The following is a 26,128-nucleotide window of genomic DNA, read 5'->3' on the forward strand; positions in this document are numbered from 1 at the left end:
TGTGGGTGTGCAAGAGTTGATCGGGGCGGTAGGGAAGCTTTCGCCAAAGGAACGCAAGGCTTTGGCGGTTTTGCTGAAAAACAAGGGGATCAACCTCTTCAGCGTCGCTCCGGTTTTCCAGCGCCATGGTGATGAGCCATTGCTGCTGTCCTACGCCCAGGAGCGGCAATGGTTCCTGTGGCAGCTTGACCCGCAAAGCACCGCCTATCATGTCCCCGCAGCCCTGACCTTGCACGGCGAACTGGACCTCACGGCCCTGAGGCAAAGCTTTCAGGCCTTGGTCCAGCGCCACGAATCCCTGCGTACCACGTTCGTGCACAATGGCCATCAAGCCCTGCAACACGTCGCCGCTGAGGCCGATGTGCAGATGTCGGTGGACGACCTACGCGCTGCCCGTCCAGACCCCTTGGCGCTCAAGGCCTTGGTCGAGAGCGAAACCCAACGGCTGTTCGATCTTGAGCGAGGCCCGTTGTTGCGTGTTCGCCTGCTACGTCTGGCCGACGAAGAGCAGGTGCTGGTGCTCACCCAGCATCACAGCGTCTGCGACGGCTGGTCGATGCAGATCATGATCCAGGAATTGATGCAGGCCTACGCGGCCTTCAGCCAGGGCCAGCAGCCGCAGTTCACCGCGCTGACCGTGCAGTATCCCGATTACGCGCTGTGGCAACGGCAATGGATGGACGCTGGCGAGCGACAGCGGCAGCTGGACTACTGGGTACGCCAGCTGGATGGGGAGCAGGCTGTGCTGGAACTGCCGCTGGACCGCCCGCGCCCGGCCGAGCGCAGCCATGCTGGGGCGCGGCTCGATATACCGTTGACCAGTAATTTGGTTGCCAGCCTGCGCGCCATGGCGCAACGCGAAGGCGTCACGCTGTTCATGCTGCTGCTCGCGTCGTTCCAGACCTTGCTGCACCGCTATAGCGGCCAGGCGTCGATTTGCGTCGGTGCGCCCACCGCCAACCGTAGCCGGGTTGAAACCGAAGGCCTCATCGGCTATTTCGTCAACACTCAGGTACTCAAGGCCGATTTCACCGTAATCGACAGCTTCCGTGCGTTGCTGGCCCAAGTTAAGCAGACCGTCCTTGATGCCCAGGAGCATCAGGACTTGCCGTTCGAGCAGTTGGTTGAAGCGTTGCAGCCCGAGCGCAACCTCAGTCACAGCCCGTTGTTCCAGGTCATGTTCAACCATCAGCGTGACAGCGCTGGCGAGCAATCGCTCGCCCTGGGCGGGCTGCGCATCGAGCAGATGCCACTGGAACGCACCACCGCGCAGTTCGACCTGACACTCGATACTCAAGAGGGCAGCAGCGGCCTTTATGCCAGCCTGACCTACGCCACCGACCTGTTCGACGCCAGCACCATCGCTCGCCTGGCCCGCCATTGGCAGCAGTTGCTGGCCTCGGTGGTGGCCGAGCCTGGCCAGCGCATTGGCGCCCTGGCACTGCTTGATGCCGAAGAGACCGCTGCCCAACTTGCGCAGTGGAACCCCAACCCTGCCCGTTTCGAGGTGGGGCAGTGTCTGCACCAGTTGATCGCCGCTCAGGCCGCAGCCCGCCCTGAGGCGATTGCGCTGACTTACCAGGGCGAACATTTGAGCTATGACCAGCTCAACCGCCGCGCCAATCAGTGGGCGCATCGCCTGATCGAGTTGGGTGTCGGCCCGGATGTACTGGTGGGTGTTGCCGTGCAGCGCAGCCTGGACATGGTGGTTGGTTTGCTGGCGGTGCTCAAGGCCGGTGGTGCCTACCTGCCGCTGGACCCGCAATATCCCGAAGACCGCCTGGCCTACATGATCGAGGACAGTGGCATCGAGCTGGTGCTCAGCCAGGGCGAAGTAGCTGGCCAGTTGCCGCTGCCGGCGACGATGCGCTGCCTGCTGCTCGAAGACGCCCCGCAGGGGCTGCCGGACAGCGACCCGCAGGTGGCTACTGGGCCTGACAACCTGGCCTATGTGATCTACACCTCAGGCTCTACTGGCAAGCCCAAGGGCACTTTGCTGGCACACCGTAACGTGCTGCGCCTGTTCAGTGCCACCGAGCACTGGTTCGGCTTTACTGGCGACGATGTGTGGAGCCTGTTCCACTCGTACGCCTTCGATTTCTCGGTGTGGGAGTTGTTTGGCGCGCTGCTGTACGGCGGGCGCGTGGTGGTGGTGGCCCAGGATGTGAGCCGTTCGCCTGAAGACTTCTACCAACTGCTGTGCGCTGAAGGCGTGACGGTGCTGAACCAGACGCCCTCGGCGTTCAAGGCGCTGATGCCTGTGGCCTGCGAGGCGGCTTCGGCCAGCAACGCGTTGCGTCATGTGGTGTTTGGCGGCGAAGCGCTGGATGTCTACAGCCTGCGGCCGTGGTTCGAGCGTTTTGGCGATTGCCAGCCGCAGTTGATCAACATGTACGGCATCACCGAGACCACGGTGCATGTGACCTACCGGCCAATCAGCCTGGCGGACCTGGGGCAGGCCGCTAGCAGTCCGATTGGCGAGCCGATAGCGGACCTGAGCTGGTACTTGCTGGATGCCGACCTGAACCCGGTGCCCAAGGGCTGTGTGGGGGAGTTGTACGTGGGTCAGGCGGGCTTGGCGCGGGGTTACCTGAACCGCGCAGCGCTGACCGCGACGCGGTTTGTTGCCGACCCGTTCGGCCCGGCGGGTGCTCGGCTGTACCGTACCGGCGACTTGGCGCGCAACCGCGCTGACGGGGTGATTGAGTACATCGGTCGGATCGACCATCAGGTGAAGATCCGAGGTTTCCGCATCGAGCTGGGTGAAATCGAAGCCCGTCTGCAACAGCAGCCAGAGGTGCGCGATGCGCTGGTGCTGGCAGAAGACGGCCAGTTGGTTGGCTACGTGGTAACGCAGGAAGTGGTGGTGTCAGAGCAGCAAGGCGCACTGCGCGATCACCTGCGCATGGCGCTACGCGGGCACCTGCCGGATTACATGGTGCCTGCGCACCTGTTGTTCCTGGCGAATTGGCCGTTGACGGCCAATGGCAAGCTGGACCGACGTGCGCTCCCCAAGCCTGATGCGAGCGTGTTGCAGCAAGACTATGTGGCACCACAAAGCGAGCTGGAGCAGCGTATTGCGGCTATCTGGCAGGATGTGCTCAAGCTTGAGCGGGTAGGGCTGGACGATAACTTCTTCGAGCTGGGCGGGGACTCGATCGTTTCCATCCAAGTAGTCAGCCGGGCGCGGCAGGCCGGCATCCGCTTCACCCCCAAGGCGCTGTTCCAGCAGCAGACCGTCCGCGGTCTTGCTCAGGTCGCTGAGCAAGGGGTGGGTGCCCGGGTCGCCGAGCAGGCGCCCAGCAGCGGTTCGCTGATTTTGCTGCCGATCCATCAACACTTTTTTGCCAGTGCTATCCCTGAGCGTCACCACTGGAACCAGTCTGTGTTGCTCAAGCCGACCCGTCGCCTTGAAGGCAGTCGCTTGGAGCAGGCATTGCAAGTGCTGGTCAAGCACCACGACGCCCTGCGTTTGCGCTTTAGCGAACAGCATGGCCAGTGGGCAGCACGCTTTGCCTCCGTTGATACCGCGCAGGCGCTGCTCTGGCAGGTTGACCTGGATGACCTTCAGGCGCTGGCTGCCGTTGGTGACCAGGCCCAGGCCAGCCTGGACCTGAGCAACGGCCCACTGTTGCGCGCGGTGCTGGCGACCTGTGCCGATGGCGAACAGCGCTTGCTGCTGGTCATCCATCACTTGGCAGTAGACGGGGTGTCCTGGCGAATCCTTGCTGACGACCTGCAGAATGCCTACGCCGGGCACGCCTTGCCGGCGCGCACCAGTTCACTGCAGCATTGGGCCGCGCGCCTTGCTGAGCATGCGCAAAGCCCGTCGGTGCAGGGCCAGTTGGGCTTCTGGCAGCAGCAATTACAAGGCTTGTGCCCTGATTTGCCGCAGGCGCGCTCTGGCGCATCGCTCAGCCAGCGCATGGCGCACAGCGTGCAGACCCGCCTTGATAAAGACCTCACCCGGCAGTTGCTGCAGCAGGCGCCCGCAGCCTATCGCACACGCATCAATGACCTGCTGCTCACCGCGCTAGCGCTGGTGATCACGCGCTGGACTGGCCAGTCATCGATGGCTGTGCAGTTGGAGGGCCATGGTCGAGAAGCGTTGTTCGACGACATTGACCTAACCCGCACCGTTGGCTGGTTCACCAGCCTCTACCCGTTGCGCCTGGTTCCCGCCGAAGGGCTGGGTGCGTCGCTCAAAGCGATCAAGGAGCAATTGCGCGCGGTCCCTGAAAATGGCCTGGGCTATGGGCTGTTGTGCCATCTGGGCGGCGCACCTGCGGCTGCGGCGCTGGCCGGTCAAGTGATGCCACGCATCACCTTCAACTACCTTGGGCAGTTCGATGCAGGGCACGATTCCGCGGACACATTGCTGCTGCCCGTTGGTGAAGACGGAGGTGCCGAGCGCAGCGCCGACGCGCCCCTGGACAACTGGCTGACGATCAACGGTCAGGTCTATGACGCAGAGCTGCGCCTGGGCTGGACCTTCAGTCGCGAAATGTTCGACATCGAACAGATGCAGGCACTGGCAGACGCCTACGGCGATACTCTGGCCGAACTGGTCCGGCACTGCTGTGATGGCCAATCGAGCGGCCTGACGCCTTCCGATTTCCCGTTGGCGCGCCTGACCCAGAAGCAGCTCGACCAGTTGCCCCTGGCCGTGAGCCAGGTCGAAGACCTGTATCCAATGGCGCCGATGCAGCAGGGCATGATGTTCCACACCCTGTTCGAGGACGCTGCCAGCGACTACATCAACCAGATGCGCCTGGATGCCGACGGCCTTGATCGCGAACGCTTCATGCAGGCCTGGCATGACACACTGGCCGCGCACGATATCCTGCGCACTGCGTTCCTCTGGGAAGGCGAGTTGGCCGAGCCGCTGCAGGTGGTGCACAAACAGGTGCTCATGCCGTTCCAGCAGCACGACTGGCGCGGCCGTGCCGACCTGGCGGCAGCGCTGGACGCGCTGGCCGTTGCTGACCGCGAGCAAGGCTTCGACCTGGCGCGCGCGCCGTTGCTGCGCATGGCGATGGTGCGCACGGGTGAGCAGTCCTACCACCTGATCTACACCAACCACCACATCCTCATGGACGGCTGGAGCAATTCGCGCCTGCTCGGCGAGGTGCTGCAGCGTTATGCGGGCCAGGCATTGCCGCCCGCCAAGGTGCGCTACAGCCAGTACATCGAGTGGCTGCAAGGCCAGAACATGGCCGCCAGCAAGGCATTCTGGGGCGCGCAGCTGGCGAGCTTGGAAGAGCCGACCCGGTTGGTGGACGCGTTGCCACGCCCTGGCGCAGGCCGACATGGTCAGGGCGAATGCCTGCGCAGCCTCGATGCTGCGCAGACCGCGCGGTTGAATGCCTTCGCGCGCGACATCAAGGTGACCCTCAATACGTTGGTGCAAGGCGCCTGGGGGCTGCTGCTGCAACGCAGCACCGGCCAGGATAGCGTGTGCTTTGGTGCGACCGTGGCCGGGCGTCCGGCCGACCTGAAGGGGGTCGAGGAGCAGATCGGGCTGTTCATCAATACTTTGCCGGTCGTGGTCGGGCCATCCCCGGCGCAGCCGTTGGACCAGTGGCTGCGGGCGCTGCAAGGGCAAAACCTGGCGTTGCGCGAGCATGAGCATACGCCGTTGTTCGAGATTCAGCGCTGGGCCGGGCAGGGCGGTGAAGCGTTGTTCGATAACATTCTGGTGTTCGAAAACTACCCCGTGGCCGAGGCCTTGCAGAATGCTGCACCGCCCGGGCTGAACTTCGGTGCCATTGCCAACCACGAGCAAACCAACTACCCCTTGACCCTGGCCGTAGGCCTGGGCGAGCACCTTGCCCTGCACTTGAGCTACGCCCGTAACCTGTTGCGTGACGATAGTGTCGAGCAGATGCTCGGCCAACTCTGTCGCTTGCTGCTGGCCATGGCCGAGCATGGCCAGGGCGCGGTGGGCGACCTGGTTCAGCTTGATGCGCAGCAGATTGCCCAGACCCTGGCGCTGGGTCAGGTCGCGTTCACCTGCCCGGACCCGCGGCCGCTGCATGAGCTGTTTGAAGCGCAGGTGGCGCGTCAGCCGCAGGCGACTGCGCTGATTCATGGCGAGCAACAACTCAGCTACGCCCAACTCGATGCGCGCGCCAACCGCCTGGCCCGGGCTTTGGTCGCCGGCGGCGCCGGCCCCGAAGTGTTGGTCGGGGTAGCGGTTGAGCGTAGCCTGGAGATGATTGTGGCTGTGCTTGCGGTGCTCAAGTCCGGTGCGGCCTATGTGCCCCTGGACCCGGAATACCCCGCCGAGCGCCTGCAATGCATGATGGAGGACAGTGGTATCCGGCTGTTACTGGCGCAGACCGCGCTGTTGCCGCGCCTGCCGGTAGCGGATGCTGTGCAGGTGTTGTGCCTGGACCAGGATCAAGCCTGGCGCGACGCTGACCCGACGCCCTTGGGGCGCACGGTGCATGGTGACAACCTTGCCTATGTGATGTTCACCTCGGGCTCCACCGGCCGCCCCAAGGGTGTTGGCATCAGCCAGTCCGCTCTAACTCGGCATGCCTGGGTGTCGGTGGAGTTCTTCGGCCTGCGAGCCGACGACTGCATGTTGCAGTTCGCGACTTTCAATTTCGATGGCTTTGTCGAACAACTCTACGCACCCCTGGTGTGCGGGGCTGCGGTAGTGCTGCGCGGCCCACAGATCTGGGACAGCGAAACCTTCTATGAGCAACTGATCAGCCACCGCATCAGTGTGGTCGACTTGACCACGGCTTACTGGCACATGCTTGCCAAGGATTTCGCTGCGGCAGGCCCGCGTGACTATGGGCGCCTCAAGCAGGTGCACAGCGGTGGTGAAGCTATGCCCGCCGAAGGCTTGGCGGCCTGGCGCGAGGCAGGGCTCGGGCATGTTCGCCTGCTCAATACCTATGGGCCGACCGAGGCCACAGTCACGGTCAGCAGCCATGACTGCAGTGACTACGTGAACGGTTTGCAGCCTTTACCGCTGACACTGCCGATAGGGCGCGTACTGCCCGAGCGCAGCTTGATGGTGCTGGACAGCAGCGCTGCGCTGGCCGCTCCGGGTGTGGTCGGTGAACTGATGATCGGCGGCGATCTTTTGGCACGGGGTTATTTCCAGCGTCCGGGCCTGACCGCCGAACGCTTCCTTCCCGACCCGTTTGCGCAACGCCCGGGCGGGCGCATGTACCGCAGTGGCGACCTGGTGCGTAATCGGGTTGATGGAGTAATCGACTACGTTGGCCGGGTCGATCACCAGGTCAAGATTCGCGGGTTGCGCATTGAATTGGGTGAAATCGAAGCGCGGTTGCTGGAACAGGCGGCGGTGCGTGATGCCGTGGTCTTGGCTCAGGAATCGACCAACGGCCTGCAATTGGTCGCATATGTGGTTGCCGATGGGCAGGCAGAAGCGGCATTGCAAGAGCGCCTTCGCGCACATCTTCGCCAGCATTTGCCTGACTACATGGTTCCCGGCTACTTGCTGCTGCTGGAGCACCTGCCGCTGAGCCCCAACGGCAAGCTTGATCGCAAAGCGCTGCCCAAGGTCGATGCGCAGGCGGCGCAGGCTGGTTTCGTTGAGCCGCGCACAGCGCTGCAGCGCCAGGTCGCGGGCATCTGGCAGGAGGTGCTCGGTGTCGAGCAGGTCGGCCTCAGCGACCGATTCTTTGCCTTGGGCGGCCACTCGCTGCTGGCCACCCAGGTGGTCTCGCGCCTACGTCATGCACTAGGCATGGAGGTTGCGCTGCGCAGCCTCTTTGAACACGACACGCTACAGGATTTTGTCGCCAGCCTGCAGCAGCCCGCCCAGGATACCGCGCCTGCGCTGGTGCCACGAAGCGAGCACATCCAGCCTGTGTTGTCCTACGCCCAGGAGCGGCAGTGGTTCTTGTGGCAGCTTGACCCGCACAGCGCGGCCTACAACGTACCTTGCGCTCTGCGACTGCGCGGCCCGTTGCAGGTAGAGGCTTTGCAACAGGCGCTCAATGCGCTTGTACAGCGCCACGAGAGCCTGCGCACGACCTTCGTTGCCGATAGCCTGCAACCGGCTCCTTTGATTGCCGCGCAGTCTTCGCTTGCGATCACCCACCACACGCTGCCGAGCCCCAGTGGCGAGGCTGCGCGTGACGCATGGCTGGAAGCATTCCTGCACACCCACATCAGTGAACTGTTCGACCTCAGTCAGGGGCCGCTGACGCGCGTGCATCTGCTGCAGCTTGCCCCCGACGAGCACATCCTGCTGCTGGTGCAACACCATATCGTCACCGACGGTGCCTCACAGCAAGTCATGGTCAATGACTTGGTGGCGATGTACACAGCCTTCACAACCGCGCAGCCGCTGCAGTTGGCCCCGCTGGCTTTGCAGTACGCCGACTTCGCGCTGTGGCAGCGCCAATGGATGGATGCCGGTGAGCGTGACCGTCAGTTGCGCTACTGGGTCGAACGTCTGGCCGGGGATCAGGCGCCCCTTGCGCTGCCCACCGATCGACCGCGTCCACCAGTACAAAGCCACCGTGGGGCGCGGCTGGACCTGCGACTGCCAGTCGGCCTGGGCCAGGCACTGCAGCGCCTGGCGATTGAGCACAATGTCACCGTGTACATGGTGCTGTTAGCCTCATTCCAGGCACTCCTGCACCGTTATAGCGGTCAGGACGAGGTGCGTGTCGGCGTCCCGGTTGCCAACCGCAGCCGTCTTGAAACCGAGGCTCTGGTGGGCTTTTTGACCAACACCCAGGTTCTGGATGCACGTTTTGCACCACGCCAGACTTTCAGCGAGCTGCTCAAACAAGTCCGCGCCACTGCGTTGGCGGCCCAGGCGCACCAGGATCTACCGTTCGAGCAGTTGGTCGAAGCCTTGCAACCGCAGCGCAGCCTGAGCCACAGCCCGTTGTTCCAGGTACTGTTCAACCACCAGCGCGAACCTGTGCAGAGCCGCGCCCCGCAGCGCGTGGCTGATTTGCAGGTTGAGACCCTGGCCTGGCAGACCCACACCGCGCAGTTCGACTTGGCTTTGGATACCGTAGAAGCCAGCGATGGCTTGAGTGCCTCGCTGACCTATGCCACCGATTTGTTCCAAGCGGCGACCGCAGCGCGTATTGGCCGCCACTGGTGCAACCTGTTGCAAGCGATTATCGCTAACCCGGCAGCGGTGGTTGATGAATTGCCGCTCCTTGATACCCAGGAGCGCCAGCAGGCATTGCTCGGTTGGAACGCCACCGCTACCGAATACCCGCTGGATACGCCAGTACAACGGCTGATCGAGGCACAGGTCCAGCGCACACCGCAGGCCGAGGCGCTGGTCTTTGGCGATGTTCGCCTGAGCTACGCCGAACTCGATGCCCGCGCCAACCAGCTTGCCCATCACCTCGTCGGGCAGGGCGTTGGCCCTGATGTGCTGGTCGGCATCGCCGCCGAGCGCAGCATCGAAATGGTGGTTGGCTTGCTGGCAGTGCTCAAGGCCGGCGGTGCCTACGTGCCGCTTGACCCAGAGCTGCCGGCGGAGCGGTTGGCGTACATGTTCGAAGACAGCGGTATCGAACTGCTGCTGACTCAGAGCCACCTGAGCCTGCCGATGCCGGCTGGCATCAAGTTACTCGCCTTGGACCAGTTGGACCTGAGCACCTACCCAACGACCAACCCGAACATCACCGTAGCCCCGGAAAACCTGGCCTACGTGATCTACACCTCCGGCTCCACCGGTAAGCCCAAGGGCGCCGGCAACCGCCACAGCGCGCTGACCAACCGGCTGTGCTGGATGCAGCAGGCTTACGGGCTGGATAACAGTGACACCGTGCTGCAAAAGACCCCGTTCAGCTTCGACGTGTCGGTATGGGAATTCTTCTGGCCGCTGATGACCGGCGCCCGGCTGGCCGTTGCCGGCCCAGGCGATCACCGCGACCCGGCGAGGCTCGTTGAGCTGATTCAGCAGTACCAGGTCACCACGCTGCACTTCGTACCTTCGATGCTGCAGGCCTTCCTGACCGATGCTGGAGTGAGCAACTGCACGGGCCTCAAACGCATCGTTTGCAGTGGTGAAGCGCTGCCGGTGGACGCCCAGCAACAGGTCTTCGCCAAGCTGCCGCAGGCAGGCCTGTACAACCTGTACGGCCCAACCGAGGCCGCCATCGACGTCACCCACTGGACCTGCCGCGAAGAAGGCGCCGACACCGTGCCGATTGGCCAGCCCATCGCCAACCTTGCCACCTACGTGCTGGACAGCGAGCTGAACCCGGTGCCGACCGGCGTGATTGGCGAGCTGTACCTGGGCGGTGAAGGTCTGGCGCGCGGTTACCACCGCCGCCCTGGGCTGACGGCCGAGCGCTTTGCCACCAGCCCGTTCGGCCGTGGCGAGCGGCTGTACCGCACGGGCGACCTGGCCCGCCAGCGCGCCGATGGGGTCATCGAATACGCAGGGCGCATCGACCATCAGGTGAAAATCCGCGGGTTGCGTATCGAGCTGGGCGAAATCGAAGCACGGCTGATGGAACAGCCGCAGGTGCGCGAAGCTGTAGTGTTGGCGGTCGAGATCCTGGGCAGCCAGCAGCTGGTGGCCTACCTGGTGCCGCAGCAAGGGGTCGACCCGGAAGGTCTGCGCGAGGTCCTCAGGGGCAGCCTGCTGACCCACCTGCCGGACTACATGGTGCCCAGCCACTGGGTGCTGCTTGACGCGCTGCCGCTGAGCCCGAACGGCAAGCTGGAGCGCAAGGCGCTGCCGCGCCCGGACGTCAGCCAGGCGCAAGCCAGCTATGTGGCGCCGCAAAGCCAACTGCAACAACAGGTCGCAAATATATGGCAGGACGTGCTGCAGGCTGAACGTGTCGGCCTTGGCGATAACTTCTTCGAGCTGGGCGGGCACTCGCTGTTGCTGGTGACCATCGTCTCGCGCATTCAACTTGAGCTTGGTATGAAACTGACTCCGCAAATGCTATTCCAACACCCGGTCCTGGGGGACTTCGTCGATCATCTGCAGCAGTCTGGCGAGCAACTCGATGATGCCAAGCTCGACAGGCTCGAGGCGCTGTTCGATGACATGGAGGAAGTGTAATGGACCAGACTACCGCCCAGCGTATCGCCAAGCGCTTCATCACGTTGCCACTCGACAAGCGCCGTCAGTTCCTCGAAAAGATGCTCCAGGAAGGCGTATCGCCTGCCAACCTGCCGATCCCGGTAACCCGCGATGCAGTGGCTCCGGTCCCGCTGTCCTATGCTCAGGAGCGTCAGTGGTTCCTTTGGCAGTTGGCCCCCGACAGCGCCAACTACAACCTGCCTACTGCCCTGAGGTTGCTCGGCACGTTGGATCTTGAGGCGCTGCAGGCAAGTTTCGATGCCTTGCTGGCCCGCCACGAGGTCCTGCGCACCACATTCACCGAGACGCCTGAGGGCGTTGTGCAAGTTGTGCATGAGGCTCGCCCGGTCGCCATTGTGCGCCACCAGTTGCCGGCACAAAGCGCAAGCGAGCAGCGTGAGCGCGCCGTGCAGGCGTTTCTGCAGGCTCAGGCGCAGCGCTGCTTCGACCTGAGCACAGGGCCGCTGCTAGAGGTTGAGCTCTTGCAAGTAGGGCCAGATGAGCATGTCCTTGCGCTGACCCAGCACCATATCGTCTCCGACGGTGCTTCGCTGAAGATCATGGTCGAAGAGCTTGTCCAGGGGTACGCAGCCCACGCTCTGGGCCTTGGTGAGGCACTCGTAGCGCTGCCTATCCAGTACGCCGACTATGCAATCTGGCAGCGCCACTGGATGCAAGCAGGCGAACGTGAGCGCCAGTTGGCGTATTGGACTCAGCAACTCGATGGCCAGCAGGCGGTGCTGGAACTGCCGTTGGATCGCCCGCGCCCGGTGGCGCAGAGCTACAGAGGCGCCCGCCACCACGTGGCGCTGGACTCAGGCCTGGGGCAGGCCTTGGGCGAACTGGCGCAACGCGAAGGCGTCACGCTGTTCATGCTGCTGCTGGCCTCGTTCCAGACCCTGTTGCACCGCTATAGCGGCCAGTCGTCGATCTGCGTCGGGGTGCCAAACGCCAACCGCAACCGAGTCGAAACCGAAGGGCTGATCGGCTTCTTCGTCAACACCCAGGTACTCAAGGCTGATTTCACCGAAATCGACAGCTTCCGTGCCTTGCTGGCCCAGGTGAAGCAGACCGTCCTTGATGCCCATGACCATCAGGAACTGCCATTCGAGCAGTTAGTTGAGGCGTTGCAGCCTGAGCGCAGCCTGAGCCATAACCCGCTGTTCCAGGTGATGCACAACCATCAGCGCGAGGCTGCCAATCAGCAGCACCAGCCCTTGACACTCCCGGGCCTGAGCGTTGAGGGGGTGTCGTGGGAGCAGCAGACTGCACAGTTCGACCTGACCCTTGATACGTTCGAAACCCCAGAGGGGTTGAGTGCCAGTCTGACCTACGCCACCGACCTGTTCGACGCCAGCACCATCGCTCGCCTGGCCCGCCATTGGCAGCAGTTGCTGGCCTCGGTGGTGGCCGAGCCTGGCCAGCGCATTGGCGCCCTGGCACTGCTTGATGCCGAAGAGACCGCTGCCCAACTTGCGCAGTGGAACCCCAACCCTGCCCGTTTCGAGGTGGGGCAGTGTCTGCACCAGTTGATCGCCGCTCAGGCCGCAGCCCGCCCTGAGGCGATTGCGCTGACTTACCAGGGCGAACATTTGAGCTATGACCAGCTCAACCGCCGCGCCAATCAGTGGGCGCATCGCCTGATCGAGTTGGGTGTCGGCCCGGATGTACTGGTGGGTGTTGCCGTGCAGCGCAGCCTGGACATGGTGGTTGGTTTGCTGGCGGTGCTCAAGGCCGGTGGTGCCTACCTGCCGCTGGACCCGCAATATCCCGAAGACCGCCTGGCCTACATGATCGAGGACAGTGGCATCGAGCTGGTGCTCAGCCAGGGCGAAGTAGCTGGCCAGTTGCCGCTGCCGGCGACGATGCGCTGCCTGCTGCTCGAAGACGCCCCGCAGGGGCTGCCGGACAGCGACCCGCAGGTGGCTACTGGGCCTGACAACCTGGCCTATGTGATCTACACCTCAGGCTCTACTGGCAAGCCCAAGGGCACTTTGCTGGCACACCGTAACGTGCTGCGCCTGTTCAGTGCCACCGAGCACTGGTTCGGCTTTACTGGCGACGATGTGTGGAGCCTGTTCCACTCGTACGCCTTCGATTTCTCGGTGTGGGAGTTGTTTGGCGCGCTGCTGTACGGCGGGCGCGTGGTGGTGGTGGCCCAGGATGTGAGCCGTTCGCCTGAAGACTTCTACCAACTGCTGTGCGCTGAAGGCGTGACGGTGCTGAACCAGACGCCCTCGGCGTTCAAGGCGCTGATGCCTGTGGCCTGCGAGGCGGCTTCGGCCAGCAACGCGTTGCGTCATGTGGTGTTTGGCGGCGAAGCGCTGGATGTCTACAGCCTGCGGCCGTGGTTCGAGCGTTTTGGCGATTGCCAGCCGCAGTTGATCAACATGTACGGCATCACCGAGACCACGGTGCATGTGACCTACCGGCCAATCAGCCTGGCGGACCTGGGGCAGGCCGCTAGCAGTCCGATTGGCGAGCCGATAGCGGACCTGAGCTGGTACTTGCTGGATGCCGACCTGAACCCGGTGCCCAAGGGCTGTGTGGGGGAGTTGTACGTGGGTCAGGCGGGCTTGGCGCGGGGTTACCTGAACCGCGCAGCGCTGACCGCGACGCGGTTTGTTGCCGACCCGTTCGGCCCGGCGGGTGCTCGGCTGTACCGTACCGGCGACTTGGCGCGCAACCGCGCTGACGGGGTGATTGAGTACATCGGTCGGATCGACCATCAGGTGAAGATCCGAGGTTTCCGCATCGAGCTGGGTGAAATCGAAGCCCGTCTGCAACAGCAGCCAGAGGTGCGCGATGCGCTGGTGCTGGCAGAAGACGGCCAGTTGGTTGGCTACGTGGTAACGCAGGAAGTGGTGGTGTCAGAGCAGCAAGGCGCACTGCGCGATCACCTGCGCATGGCGCTACGCGGGCACCTGCCGGATTACATGGTGCCTGCGCACCTGTTGTTCCTGGCGAATTGGCCGTTGACGGCCAATGGCAAGCTTGACCGACGTGCGCTCCCCAAGCCTGATGCGAGCGTGTTGCAGCAGGACTATGTGGCACCACAAAGCGAGCTGGAGCAGCGTATTGCGGCGATCTGGCAGGATGTGCTCAAGCTTGAGCGGGTAGGGCTTGACGATAACTTCTTTGGCTTGGGCGGCCACTCGTTGCTGGCGACACAGGTTGTGTCGAGGGTTCGTGCCCTGGGCATCGAAGTTTCGCTCAAGGCCCTGTTCGAGCAGCCCGATTTGCGCCGGTTCAGCGCCTCGCTGGGGGCTTCGGTCAAGGTTCAGAGCCGTATTCAGCCGGTCGGTCGCGGCCAGCCCTTGCCATTGTCGTTTGCCCAGGAGCGTCAATGGTTCCTCTGGCAGCTTGATCCGCAGAGCACGGCCTACAACATCCCGTTGGCACTGCGCCTGTGTGGTGAGCTTGACCTTGCTGCGCTGCAGCGCAGCTTCGACACCCTGGTTGCCCGTCACGAGAGTTTGCGCACGCGGTTCCTGCGCAACCCTGCCGGAAGTGCCTGGCAGGTGATCGACAGCCAGGCCCAGTTGGCCCTTGAACTCGATGAACTCCCTGGCGCGGACCAAGACCAGGTTCGCGCCTGGGTCGAACGTCATGCGGGCCAGGTATTCGACCTTGAACAGGGGCCGCTGGTGCAGCTGCGCGTGTTGCGTCTGGCTGCCGATGAACATGTTTTGCTGCTGGTGCAACACCACATCGTTTCTGATGGTTGGTCGATGCAATTGCTCATCGACGAACTGGTCCGGCTGTACGGCGCACAATGCCGTGGCGAGGCGCTGCGTTTGCCGGAATTGGCAATCCAGTACGCTGACTATGCGCAGTGGCAGCGCCAGGAACACAGTGAACACGCGCGCCAACTGGCGTGGTGGACCGCCCAGTTGGGCGAGGCCGATGCGCTGCTGCAATTGCCGTTGGACTTCGTGCGGCCGGCCGAGCAGAGCTTGCGTGGCGCGCAACTGGACCTGGCCTTGCCGCAGGCGCTGGTTGCACGTCTGCAGCAGCTGGCCGGGGCCCATAACGCCACCTTGTTCATGCTGCTGCTGGCCTCGTTCCAGGCCTTGCTCCACCGCTATAGCGGCCAAGCCCTGATTCCGGTCGGGGTGCCGGTGGCCAACCGCAACCGGGTCGAAACCGAAGGTGTGGTGGGTTTCTTCGTCAACACCCAAGTGCTGCAGGGGCGTTTTGACAATGAGCTGCGGTTCTCGCAATTGCTTGAGCAGGTTCGTGACTTGGCAATGGGCGCGCAGGACAACCAGGACCTGCCATTCGAGCAATTGGTCGAAGCCTTGCAACCGGAACGCAGCCTGAGTTTCAGCCCCTTGTTCCAGGTGATGTTCAACCACCAGAGCGAGCAACGCCAGGCAAACCAGCCGCTGCATCTACCTGGGCTGCAGGTGCAGGGCTTGAGTTGGAACGACCCGACTTCGCAGTTTGACCTGACCCTTAACACCTTCGAGTCAGGTGAGGGCTTAAGCGCCACCCTGACCTATGCCAGCGATCTGTTCCGTGCCGCTACGGTGGCGCGCATGGGTGAACACTGGCTGAACCTGTTACACGGCATCGTCGAGAATCCGCAGCTGCGCATCGACCAGTTGCCGTTGCTGGGCGACCGTGAGCGACAGCTAATCTGCCGCGACTGGAATGCCACCTTCAGTCCATATGAAAGTGAAGGCAGCATTCATCAGGCGATCCAGGTGCAGGCTGCGCTGCAACCTGAGGCGCTGGCCCTGGTCGACGGCCAGCGCCGCTACAGCTATGGCGCCATTAACGCCTGGGCCAACCGCCTGGCCCGTGAACTGGTGGCACAGGGCGTTGGCCCGGAAGTACGGGTTGGCGTGTGCATGCAGCGTAGTGCCGAGCTGCTGGTGGCATTGCTGGCTGTGCTCAAGGCAGGCGGCACTTATGTGCCGCTGGACCCCGACTACCCCGGCGAACGACTGGCCTACATGCTGCAGGACAGCCAGGCATGCCTGCTGTTGACGCAGGCACAATTGGCAGGCGAACTGCCCGCCAGCCAGGCGCGCGTGCTGCTGGTCGGCAACGATGGCGTTGGTCTTGAGCATTTCGATGATATTGATCTGCCACCGCGTGCGCTGGTTGATAACCTGGCGTACGTGATCTACACCTCCGGCTCTACTGGCAAGCCAAAAGGCGTGGCGATCGCCCACCGCAACGTATTGGCGCTCAGCCACTGGAGCCGCCAGGTCTACAGCCAGGCCGACATTCAGGGCGTGCTGGCTAGCACTTCGGTGTGCTTCGACCTGTCGGTATGGGAGCTGTTCGTCACGCTGGGCAATGGCGGTTCACTGGTGCTGGCGCGTAACGCCCTGGAGCTCCCGGAGCTGGCAGCACGTGATGAAGTCAGGTTGATCAACAGTGTGCCGTCGGCGGTGCTTGCGCTGCAGCGCAGCGGGCAGATCCCGTCTTCGGTGCGAATCATCAACATGGCGGGCGAGCCGCTCAAGCAAGGGCTGGTCGATGCGCTGTACCAGTCGAGCAGCGTGCAGCACGTCTACGACTTGTACGGGCCTTCGGAAGACACCACGTATTCCACCTGGACCCGGCGCGAAGCGGGTGGCACCGCCAATATTGGCCGACCGCTGCACAATACTCGTGCGTACATCCTGGATGGCCAGTTGCAACCAGTCCCTCAGGGCGCGGCAGGTGAACTGTACCTGGCGGGGGACGGCGTCACCCGTGGCTATCTGCTGCGGCCTGGCCTTAGTGCCGAGCGTTTTGTGCCCGACCCGTTTGGCGCCGATGGTTCGCGCTTGTACCGCACGGGCGACCTCACACGCTATGGCGCTGATGGTGCCATCGAATATGTCGGGCGCATCGATCACCAGGTGAAGATTCGCGGCTTCCGTATCGAATTGGGTGAAATCGAATCGCGCTTGCTGCAGCAACCGGAGGTGCGCGAAGGCGTGCTACTGGCAGTGGAGGGCGCCAATGGCCAGCAATTGGTCGGCTATGTGGTGAGCCATACCCCACCCACTGACTCGGCAGCGTTGCGCGACACCCTGCGGGCGCGGCTGCGGGCTGTGTTGCCCGAGTACATGGTGCCGACGCACCTGATACTACTCGACGCCCTGCCATTGACCCCCAATGGCAAACTGGACCGCAAGGCGCTACCTGCGCCACAGCTGTCTGAACAACCGCTCTACCTCAAGCCGTATAGCCCGCTGGAGCAGCGCATCGCGGCGATCTGGCAAGACGTGCTCAAACGCGAACAGATTGGTCTTACCGACAACTTCTTCGAGTTGGGCGGTGACTCCATCGTGTCCATGCAGGTGGTCAGTCGGGCGCGCCAAGAGGGTATCCGCTTCACCCCCAAACAGCTGTTCCAGCACCAAACCGTGCAGGGGTTGGCGGCAGTCGCCCGGCTAGAGGAGGGTGGCCCGGCAATCGATCAAGGGCCGGTGCAGGGTGCGCTGACATTGCTGCCCATTCACCAGCACTTCTTCGCCAGCGCCATTCCTGAACGCCATCATTGGAACCAGTCGGTGCTGCTCAAACCGGTGCAGCCCCTTGATGGCGCACGCCTTGAGGCCGCCTTGCAGCGTCTGCTGGAACAGCATGATGCGTTACGCCTGCGCTTCACCGAGGACCATGGTAATTGGCAGGCCAGCTTTGCTGCGCCCCAGGCGGGCACGTCGTTGTTGTGGCACCAGGCAATCCCAGACGTGGAGGCATTGCAGGCCTTGGGCCAGCGGGCTCAGGCCAGCCTCGACCTTGCGCAGGGCCCACTGCTGCGCGCCGTGCTGGCCGAGTTGCCCGGCGGCGAGCAACGTCTGCTGCTGGTGATCCATCACCTGGCCGTGGACGGGGTGTCCTGGCGCATTCTGTTCGAGGACCTGCAGCACGCCTACAACGGGTTGCCATTACCGGCCAAGACCAGCTCGCTGCAGGCTTGGGCCAAGCGCCTGCATCTGCACGCCAGCAACCCTGCGCTGCTGAAGCAGGCCGACTACTGGCTGGCTGCGGGTGCCAACGGCGCCGGCGAACTGCCCCGTGACGTACCGGTGCAGCAGGCGCTCAATCGCGATGCCAGTAGTATCAACAGCCACTTTGACAAGACCCTCACTCGGCAATTGCTGCAACAGGCCCCGGCGGCCTATCGCACCCAGGTCAATGACCTGCTGCTGGCTGCTCTGGCACAGGTGATCAGCGCCTGGACTGGGGATGCTGCCGTGCGTATCCAGCTTGAGGGTCATGGCCGTGAGGCATTGTTCGATGACATCGACCTGACCCGTACCGTTGGCTGGTTCACTAGCCTCTATCCGGTCAGCCTGAGCCCGGCGCATGACCCGGCTGCCACCATCAAGACGATCAAGGAGCAACTGCGCGCAGTCCCGGACAAGGGGCTGGGTTATGGCCTACTGCGTCATCTGGGCGAGCCGTCGCTGAGGGCACGACTGGCCGAGCAGCCTGCTGCGCGCATTACTTTCAACTACCTCGGCCAGTTCGACGCAAGCTTCGATCAGCCGGATGCGCTGCTGCGCCCGGCTGGCGAGGCCGCCGGCCAGGATCAGAGCGCCGAGGCGCCTTTGGGTAACTGGTTGATGGTCGATGGCCGGGTGTATGACGGCGAGTTGAGCCTGAGCTGGACCTTCAGCCAGGCGATGTTCGCTCCTGCCACCATCGAACGGTTGGCACGGGCTTACGAAGTTGCACTGGCGCAGCTGGTTGGCCACTGCCTTGAAGAGGGCGCGCAGGGCTTCACGCCGTCGGACTTCCCGCTGGCTGCGTTGGGCCAGACGCAATTGGACAACCTTGGCCTCGTGCCTGATGCGGTGGAGGATATCTACCCGCTATCACCGATGCAGCAGGGCATGCTGTTCCACACACTGTTCGAGCAGCGGGCCAGCGAGTACGTCAATCAGATGCGCCTGGACGTGGAGGGCCTGGAGCCCGAGCGCTTTGCCCAGGCGTGGCAAGCTGCCATCGATGGCCACGACATCCTGCGCAGTGGGTTCATCTGGCAGGGCGCAGTGGAACGCCCCCTGCAAGTGGTCTACCGCTCCGCCAGGCTGCCATTCCAGTTGCTCGACTGGCGCCAGCAAAGCGACCCTGAAACTGCTCTGAATACCCTCGCTGCCAGCGAGCTGGCATGCTGTACCGAACTCGCTTGCGCGCCGCTTCTGCGTATTGTGCTGGTGCGGCTGGGCGAAAGCAGTTATCAGCTGATCTACACCCATCACCATCTGCTGCTCGATGGCTGGAGCAACTCCCAACTGCTTGGCGAAGTACTGCAGCGCTACAATGGCCAACGCCCGCAACTGGGCAGTGGGCGCTTCCGTGACTACATTGCCTGGTTGCAGGAACGTGATGTTGAAGCCAGCCAGCGCTTCTGGCGCGAGCAATTGGTTACGTTGCAGGCGCCGACGCAACTGGCTACGGCACTGCCGGCTCCGACGCAGCCCAAGGCTGGCCAGCAGCATCTTCACAGCGGCCTGGACCACCAGCAGACCGCGCGGCTCGGTGAGTTCGCCCGGCAGCAGAAGATTACTGTCAACACCCTGGTGCAGGCCGCCTGGTTGCTCCTGCTGCAGCGTTACACCGGCCAACCCACGGTTTGTTTCGGCGCCACGGTCGCGGGGCGCCCGGCTGAGCTCGACAACATCGAGCAGCAGGTGGGCCTGTTCATCAATACCTTGCCGGTCATTGCCGGCCCAGTGCCGGAGCAACCCGTCGGCGGGTGGCTACAGGCCTTGCAAGAGCAGAACCTGGCGCTGCGTGAGCAGGAGCACACACCGCTTGCCGACATCCAGAGTTGGGCCGGCCAACGTGGCGAGGCGTTGTTTGACACCCTGTTGGTATTCGAGAACTACCCGGTTGCCGAGGCGCTGCAAGAGGCCTCACCGCAGACTGTGCGCTTCGGCGCGATTGTTCATCACGAGCAGACCAACTATCCGCTGACCGTGGCGGTCAACCTGGGCGAATGCCTGGAGTTGCACTTCAGTTACGACGCTGCCCGCTTCAGCGATGCCCAGTTGCAGCAGATCGACAGGCACCTGCAAACCCTGCTGCTGGCTCTCGCCGAGGATGCCCAGCGCTACGTCGGGCAGTTGGCTGTGCTGCAAACCCAGGAACGTCTGCAACTGACGCAGTGGAATGCCAGCGATGTGCGGTTTGAGCAGGCTCAGCCGGTACACCGGCTGGTGCAGGAGCAAGCCCTGCGTACACCGGATGCGGTGGCGGTTCGCGCCGGCGCCGAACAGCTGAGCTACGCCGAGCTGGAGGCCCGTGCCAATCGCCTTGCCCATCGTCTGCTGGCTGCCGGCCTTGGACGCGACCAACTGGTCGGGGTCGCCGCCGAGCGCAGCCTGGAGTTGGTCATCGGATTGCTGGCCGTGCTCAAGGCCGGCGCAGGCTACGTGCCGCTGGACCCGGCTTATCCGCGCGAGCGGCTTGCCTACATGATCGAGGACAGTGGGCTGAACCTGCTGCTTACCCAGGCTCATCTGCATGAGCGCCTGCCGTCCCTCGCCGGCCTGCAGGTGTTGGACCTGGCGGATGAATGCAGCGCGCAGCCGGCACACGACCCAGATGTGCCGGTCAATGATGAAAACCTGGCGTATGTGATCTACACCTCAGGTTCCACCGGCCAGCCTAAAGGTGTTGGCCTGCGCCATGGCGGCCTGACCAACCACATGCTGTGGATGCGTGGGCAATTGGCGCTACAACCCGATGACCGGGTGCTGCAAAAGACGGCCTACAGTTTCGACGCTTCGGTGTGGGAGTTTTGGGCTGCGCTGATTGATGGTGCGCAGTTGGTCATGGCGGCGCCTGGGCTCAACGATGATCTGACGCAACTGTGGTCGATCGTCGCCGAGCAGGGTATCAGCGTGTTGCAGATGGCCCCGTCGCTGCTTCAGGCCTTGTTGCCTCATGCCGATGCCGCTCAACTGCAAGGGCTCCGCCAGCTGTACATGGGCGGCGAAGCGTTGCCAGCGACGTTGGTCGAGCAACTGCGCAGCCGTTGGCAGGGCCGCTTGTACAACCTGTATGGCCCCACCGAGGCAACTATCGACAGCAGCATTCATGAGCTGGGCAGCGCCGCGGACGGCCTGGTCACGCCTATAGGCCGGCCGCTGTCCAACGTGCAGTTGTGGTTGTTGGATACGTCGCTGCAGCCGGTGGTGCCGGGCGTGGTCGCGGAGCTGTTCGTTGCAGGCCAATCCTTGGCCCGTGGTTACCACCGACGCCCCGGTTTGACCGCTGAGCGGTTCCTGCCCAACCCCTTCGGCGCGCCAGGCAGCCGCCTGTACCGCACCGGTGACCTGGCACGTCAACGTGCCGACGGTGTGATTGAGTATGCCGGGCGTATCGACCATCAGGTCAAGGTGCGCGGCTTGCGTATCGAACTGGGCGAAATCGAAGCTTGCCTAAACCGCCAGGCCGAGGTGCGCGATGCCTTGGTGGTGGCTCAGCCGTTGGAACAGGGCCAGCAACTGGTGGCCTATGTAGTGGCACAGCAGCACTGCGAACTGAACGTGCTGCGCGACAATCTGCGCAGTGCGCTGCTGGAGCAGTTGCCGGCGTACATGGTCCCTGGGCATTTAGTGTTCCTTGAAGCCTTGCCGCTGACCAGCAACGGCAAGCTTGACCGCAAGGCGCTGCCACTGCCGGACTGCCAGCCTGCAGCGCAGGCTTATGAAGCGCCACGCAATGCACTGGAACAACGCCTCGCAGAGCTTTGGCAGGATGTGCTCAAAGTCGATCAGGTAGGTTTGAACGACAACTTCTTTGAATTGGGCGGCGACTCCATCGTGTCCATTCAGTTGGTCAGTCGTGCCCGCCAGGCAGGCATCCGCTTTACCCCCAAACAGCTGTTCCAGCAGCAGACGGTGCAGGCTCTGGCAAGCGTGGTGCAATTAGGCGATGCGCCCGAACCCGCGGTTCAGGGGCCTGCCAGCGGGGCGCTGACCCTGCTACCCGTGCACCAGGTGTTCTTCGCCAGTGATATTCCCGAGCGCCAGCACTGGAACCAGTCGGTATTGCTTAAACCGGTCCACGCGCTGGATGGCGTGCAATTGCGCCGGGCGCTGGGTACGGTCCTTGCGCACCACGATGCCCTGCGGTTGCGCTTCAGTACCACTGATGGCGCCTGGCAAGCCGATTTTGCCGGCGCCGCTGACGAGGACGTGCTCTGGCAGGTTGAGCTGGAGTCGTCCGAAGCACTGGCCGCAGTTGCCGAACAGGCGCAACGGAGCCTGGACCTGGCCAATGGCCCGCTGTTGCGCGCAGTACTGGCCAGTTTTGCCGACGGCGAGCAGCGGTTGTTGCTGGTCATCCACCATCTGGCGGTGGATGGGGTGTCATGGCGAATCCTCTTCGAGGACCTGCAGCTGGCTTATCATGGCCAGGCGCTGCCTGCGCGAACCAGCTCGATTCAGCTTTGGGCCGAGCGGCTTCAGGCCCAGGCCCGCGGTGAGCGGCTGCTGGCTGAACGTGATTACTGGTTGGCCCAGCTCGATGGGGTGGTTGGCGAGTTGCCACGCGACCGCTTGGTAGCCCAAGGAGAAAACCGGCATGCGCAGACTGTGCATGTACGCCTGGACCCTGCGCGGACCCGACAGCTGTTGCAGGAGGCTCCCGCGGCCTATCGCACCCAGGTCAACGACCTGCTGCTGACTGCATTGGCTCAAGTGATCAGCCAATGGACCGGTGAGTCTTCGGCCCTTGTGCAGTTGGAAGGGCATGGTCGCGAGGCGCTGTTCGATGATATCGACCTGACCCGCACGGTGGGTTGGTTCACCAGCTTGTATCCGGTAAAACTAACCCCGGCGCAGGAACCAGGTGACAGCGTTCTGGCGATCAAGGAACAGCTTCGCGCAATCCCGGACAAAGGCATCGGCCATGGCTTGCTGCGCTTCCTCGGCGACGATGCGACGCGCGACGCATTGGCGGCGATGCCGGTGCCGCGCATCACCTTCAACTATTTGGGCCAGTTCGATGCAAGCTTCGATGCCGAGCAGGCACTGTTCCTGCCGGTTGCCGAAGACAAGGGCCAGGAGCAGTCGGCGCATGCGCCACTGGATAACTGGCTGACCATCAACAGCCAGGTTTTCGACGGTGAACTGGGCCTTGCCTGGAGCTTCAGTGGGGAAATGTTCGATGCCTGCACCATCGAGCGCCTGGCAGAGGCCTATGTGACCACGCTGACGGCGCTGGTGGAGCACTGCCTGCTGCCCTCCAGCGGCGGAGTCAGTGCCAGTGACTTCACCAATAGCGGCCTTGTCGGCAGCCAGTTGCGCACATTGCCGTTCCCTCCACGGGACATCGAAGATGTCTACCCGATGTCGCCGATGCAGCAAGGCATTCTCTTCCACAGCTTGGAGGCGGCGGGTAACAGCCTGTACGTCAACCAGCTCAGCGTGCCAGTGGAGCATCTTGACAGCGCGCGTTTTGTGGCCGCCTGGCAGCAGGTTGTCGAGCGTCACGAGATTTTGCGCAGCGCGTTCTGGACCAGCCCGGAGCTAAGCCAGCCCCTGCAAGTGGTCAAGCGGCGCGCGCCGCTGACCGTCGAGGTGCTTGACTGGCGGGGGCGCAGTATGGCCGCCGACGCCATCGACAGCCTGGTGCAGGCTGACTGCACGCGGGGCTTCGACTGGCTGGCACCGCCGTTGATGCGCCTGACGTTGGTCCGTCTGGACGAAACGCGCCATCACTTGATCTGGACCAGCCACCATATCCTGATGGATGGCTGGAGCAGTTCGCGACTGTTTGGCGAGGTGCTTGAACTCTATGCTGGCCGACCGCTGCCTGCCAAGCGCGGCCGTTACGGCGACTACATCGCCTGGCTGCAAGCGCAGCCGCAACAGGTCCTTGAGCAGTTCTGGAAGGCGCGCCTGGCATTGTGCGAGGGGCCGACTAGCCTGGCAGATGCGCTCCACCCCAAGCCCGAGCCGCACGTGCCGGGCCATGATGCGCTCTACCTGCGCTGGGATGCGACGCGCACTGCTGCGTTGCGTGAACGCGCACAGGCCCTTCGGGTGACCAGCAACACGTTGGTACAGGCGGCATGGCTGTTGCTGTTGCAGCGTTATACCGGGCAGCAGACTGTCTGCTTTGGCGCCACTGTTGCCGGACGCCCTGCGGGCTTGCCGGGCGCTGACGAGATGCTGGGGCTATTCATCAACACCTTGCCTATCATCCATCGGCCCGAGCCTCAGGTTCAGGTCAGTCAGTGGCTGCAGGCGTTGCAAGCGCACAACCTGGAAGTGCGTGACCACGAGCACGCATCACTGGCCGATATCCAGCGCTGGTCGGGGCAGGGCGGGCAGGCGCTGTTCGACAGCATTCTGGTGTTCGAGAACTACCCCGTGGATGAGCGCTTGCAACAGCCTGACGCCACGGGGCCGCGTTTTGGCAAGGTGCAGTCGCGTGATGTGACCAACTTTGCCATGGACCTTGCAATCAAGCTGGGTGATACCTTCGAGGTGGAGTTCCTGTATCTGCGCAACCGCTTTACCGTCGAGGCGGTGACGCAGCTTCGCGCAGACTTCGAGGCATTGCTGCAGGGCTTGCTGCAGCCCGGCGAGCGCGCTATTGGCGCCATGGCTGCGCTGCATGCGTGCGACGCCCAGCCGGAAAAGGCCCAGGCGCCGACCCAGCTGGTCGCGCAACGCATCGCCAGGCATGCTTTCGAGCAGGCAGATGCGGTGGCGGTGGCCTGCGCGGGCACACAACTTACCTACGCGCAGCTTGAACTGCGTGCCAACCAGCTGGCAGCTCGCCTGCTGGCACTTGGCGCGGGGCCTGAAACGTTCGTCGGCGTGGCGCTGGAGCGTTCGGTCGAGAGCGTGGTTGCGCTGTATGCAGTACTGAAGGCGGGCGCCGCCTTCGTGCCGCTGGATATCAGCTACCCGAGTGAGCGCTTGCAGTGGATCATGCAGGATTCGGGCATGAGCATCCTGCTCACGCAGCGTGCGTTGGCTCAGCGGCTACCGCAGGTCGAAGGTGCACTGCGGCTGTATATCGAAGATATCGATTCGCAGGCGCCAGGCCTTGCCGTGACGCCAGCGGTGCACGCCGAGCAGCTTGCCTACCTTATCTACACCTCTGGCTCCACCGGTGTGCCAAAGGGGGTGGCGGTCAGCCACGGCCCGATCACCCAGCACTGTGAGGCAATCATCGCCCGTTACGGTATGGACTGCATGACGCGCGAGCTGTTGTTCATGTCGTTCGCCTTCGATGGCGCCCAGGAACGCTGGTTGTCGACCCTTGCTGCGGGCGGGCGTCTGGTGCTGCGGGATGAACGCTTGTGGACCGCAGAGGAAACCTGGAATGCGCTGCACGAGCACGGCATTACCATCGCCTGCTTCCCACCTGCCTACCTGCAACAGCTTGCCGAGTATGGCCAAGGCCGTGAAAACCCACCTCCGGTGGATACCTACTGCTTTGGTGGCGATGCCGTGGCCAACAGCAACTTCGAATTGGTCAAGCGCACCTTGCGCCCACGCCAGTTCACCAATGGCTATGGGCCGACCGAGACGGTGGTTACCCCGTTGCTGTGGAACGCCGGCGCCGATGCAAGCTGCGAGGCAGCCTATGCCCCGATTGGTAGTGCAGTAGGGGCACGCAGCCTGCACATTCTCGATGCGCAGTTGAACCCTGTGCCCGACGGCGTGGCCGGTGAACTGTACATTGGCGGCTATGAGCTGGCGCGGGGCTATCACCGTCGCGCCGGGCTGACCGCCGAGCGGTTCGTCGCCGACCCGTTCAGCGCTGATGGCGGGCGTCTGTATCGCAGCGGCGACTTGGTGCGCCGTCGTGCCGACGGTATCGTTGACTACCTGGGCCGTCTGGATCATCAGGTGAAGGTGCGCGGCTTCCGGATCGAACTAGGCGAGATCGAAGCACGCCTGGCAGCGCAGCCTGGCATACGTGAATCGCTGGTAATCGCCCGAGACGGCGGCGCTGGCAAGCAATTGGTGGGTTATGTGGTAGCCGATGCGCAGGACGGACTGGGCGAGCAACTGCGCCGAGCGCTGGCCCAGGAGTTGCCGGACTATATGGTGCCCGCACACGTGGTGGTGTTGGCAG

The 26,128-nt window shown here is 63.4% G+C and carries 2 protein-coding genes (1 of these 2 only partly in view); both read left to right on the forward strand.

Annotation, left to right across the window (positions count from 1 at the left end; translation table 11 throughout):
* Window positions 1–7 precede the first annotated feature (7 nt).
* A complete protein-coding gene (locus HU719_RS21105; RefSeq protein ID WP_367616520.1) occupies window positions 8–11,041 on the forward strand; it encodes a non-ribosomal peptide synthetase in 11,034 nt (3,677 codons plus the stop codon).
* A protein-coding gene (locus tag HU719_RS21110; protein WP_217843725.1) for a non-ribosomal peptide synthase/polyketide synthase crosses the window boundary here: on the forward strand, window positions 11,041–26,128 show its 5' portion. It continues 1,133 nt past the right edge of the window; only the first 15,088 of its 16,221 coding nucleotides appear in the window; its start codon is at window positions 11,041–11,043; its stop codon lies beyond the right edge, outside the window. Before HU719_RS21105 ends, HU719_RS21110 begins: the two co-directional genes overlap by 1 nt.

The organism is Pseudomonas farsensis (genome assembly GCF_014268805.2).
GTDB lineage: Bacteria > Pseudomonadota > Gammaproteobacteria > Pseudomonadales > Pseudomonadaceae > Aquipseudomonas > Aquipseudomonas farsensis.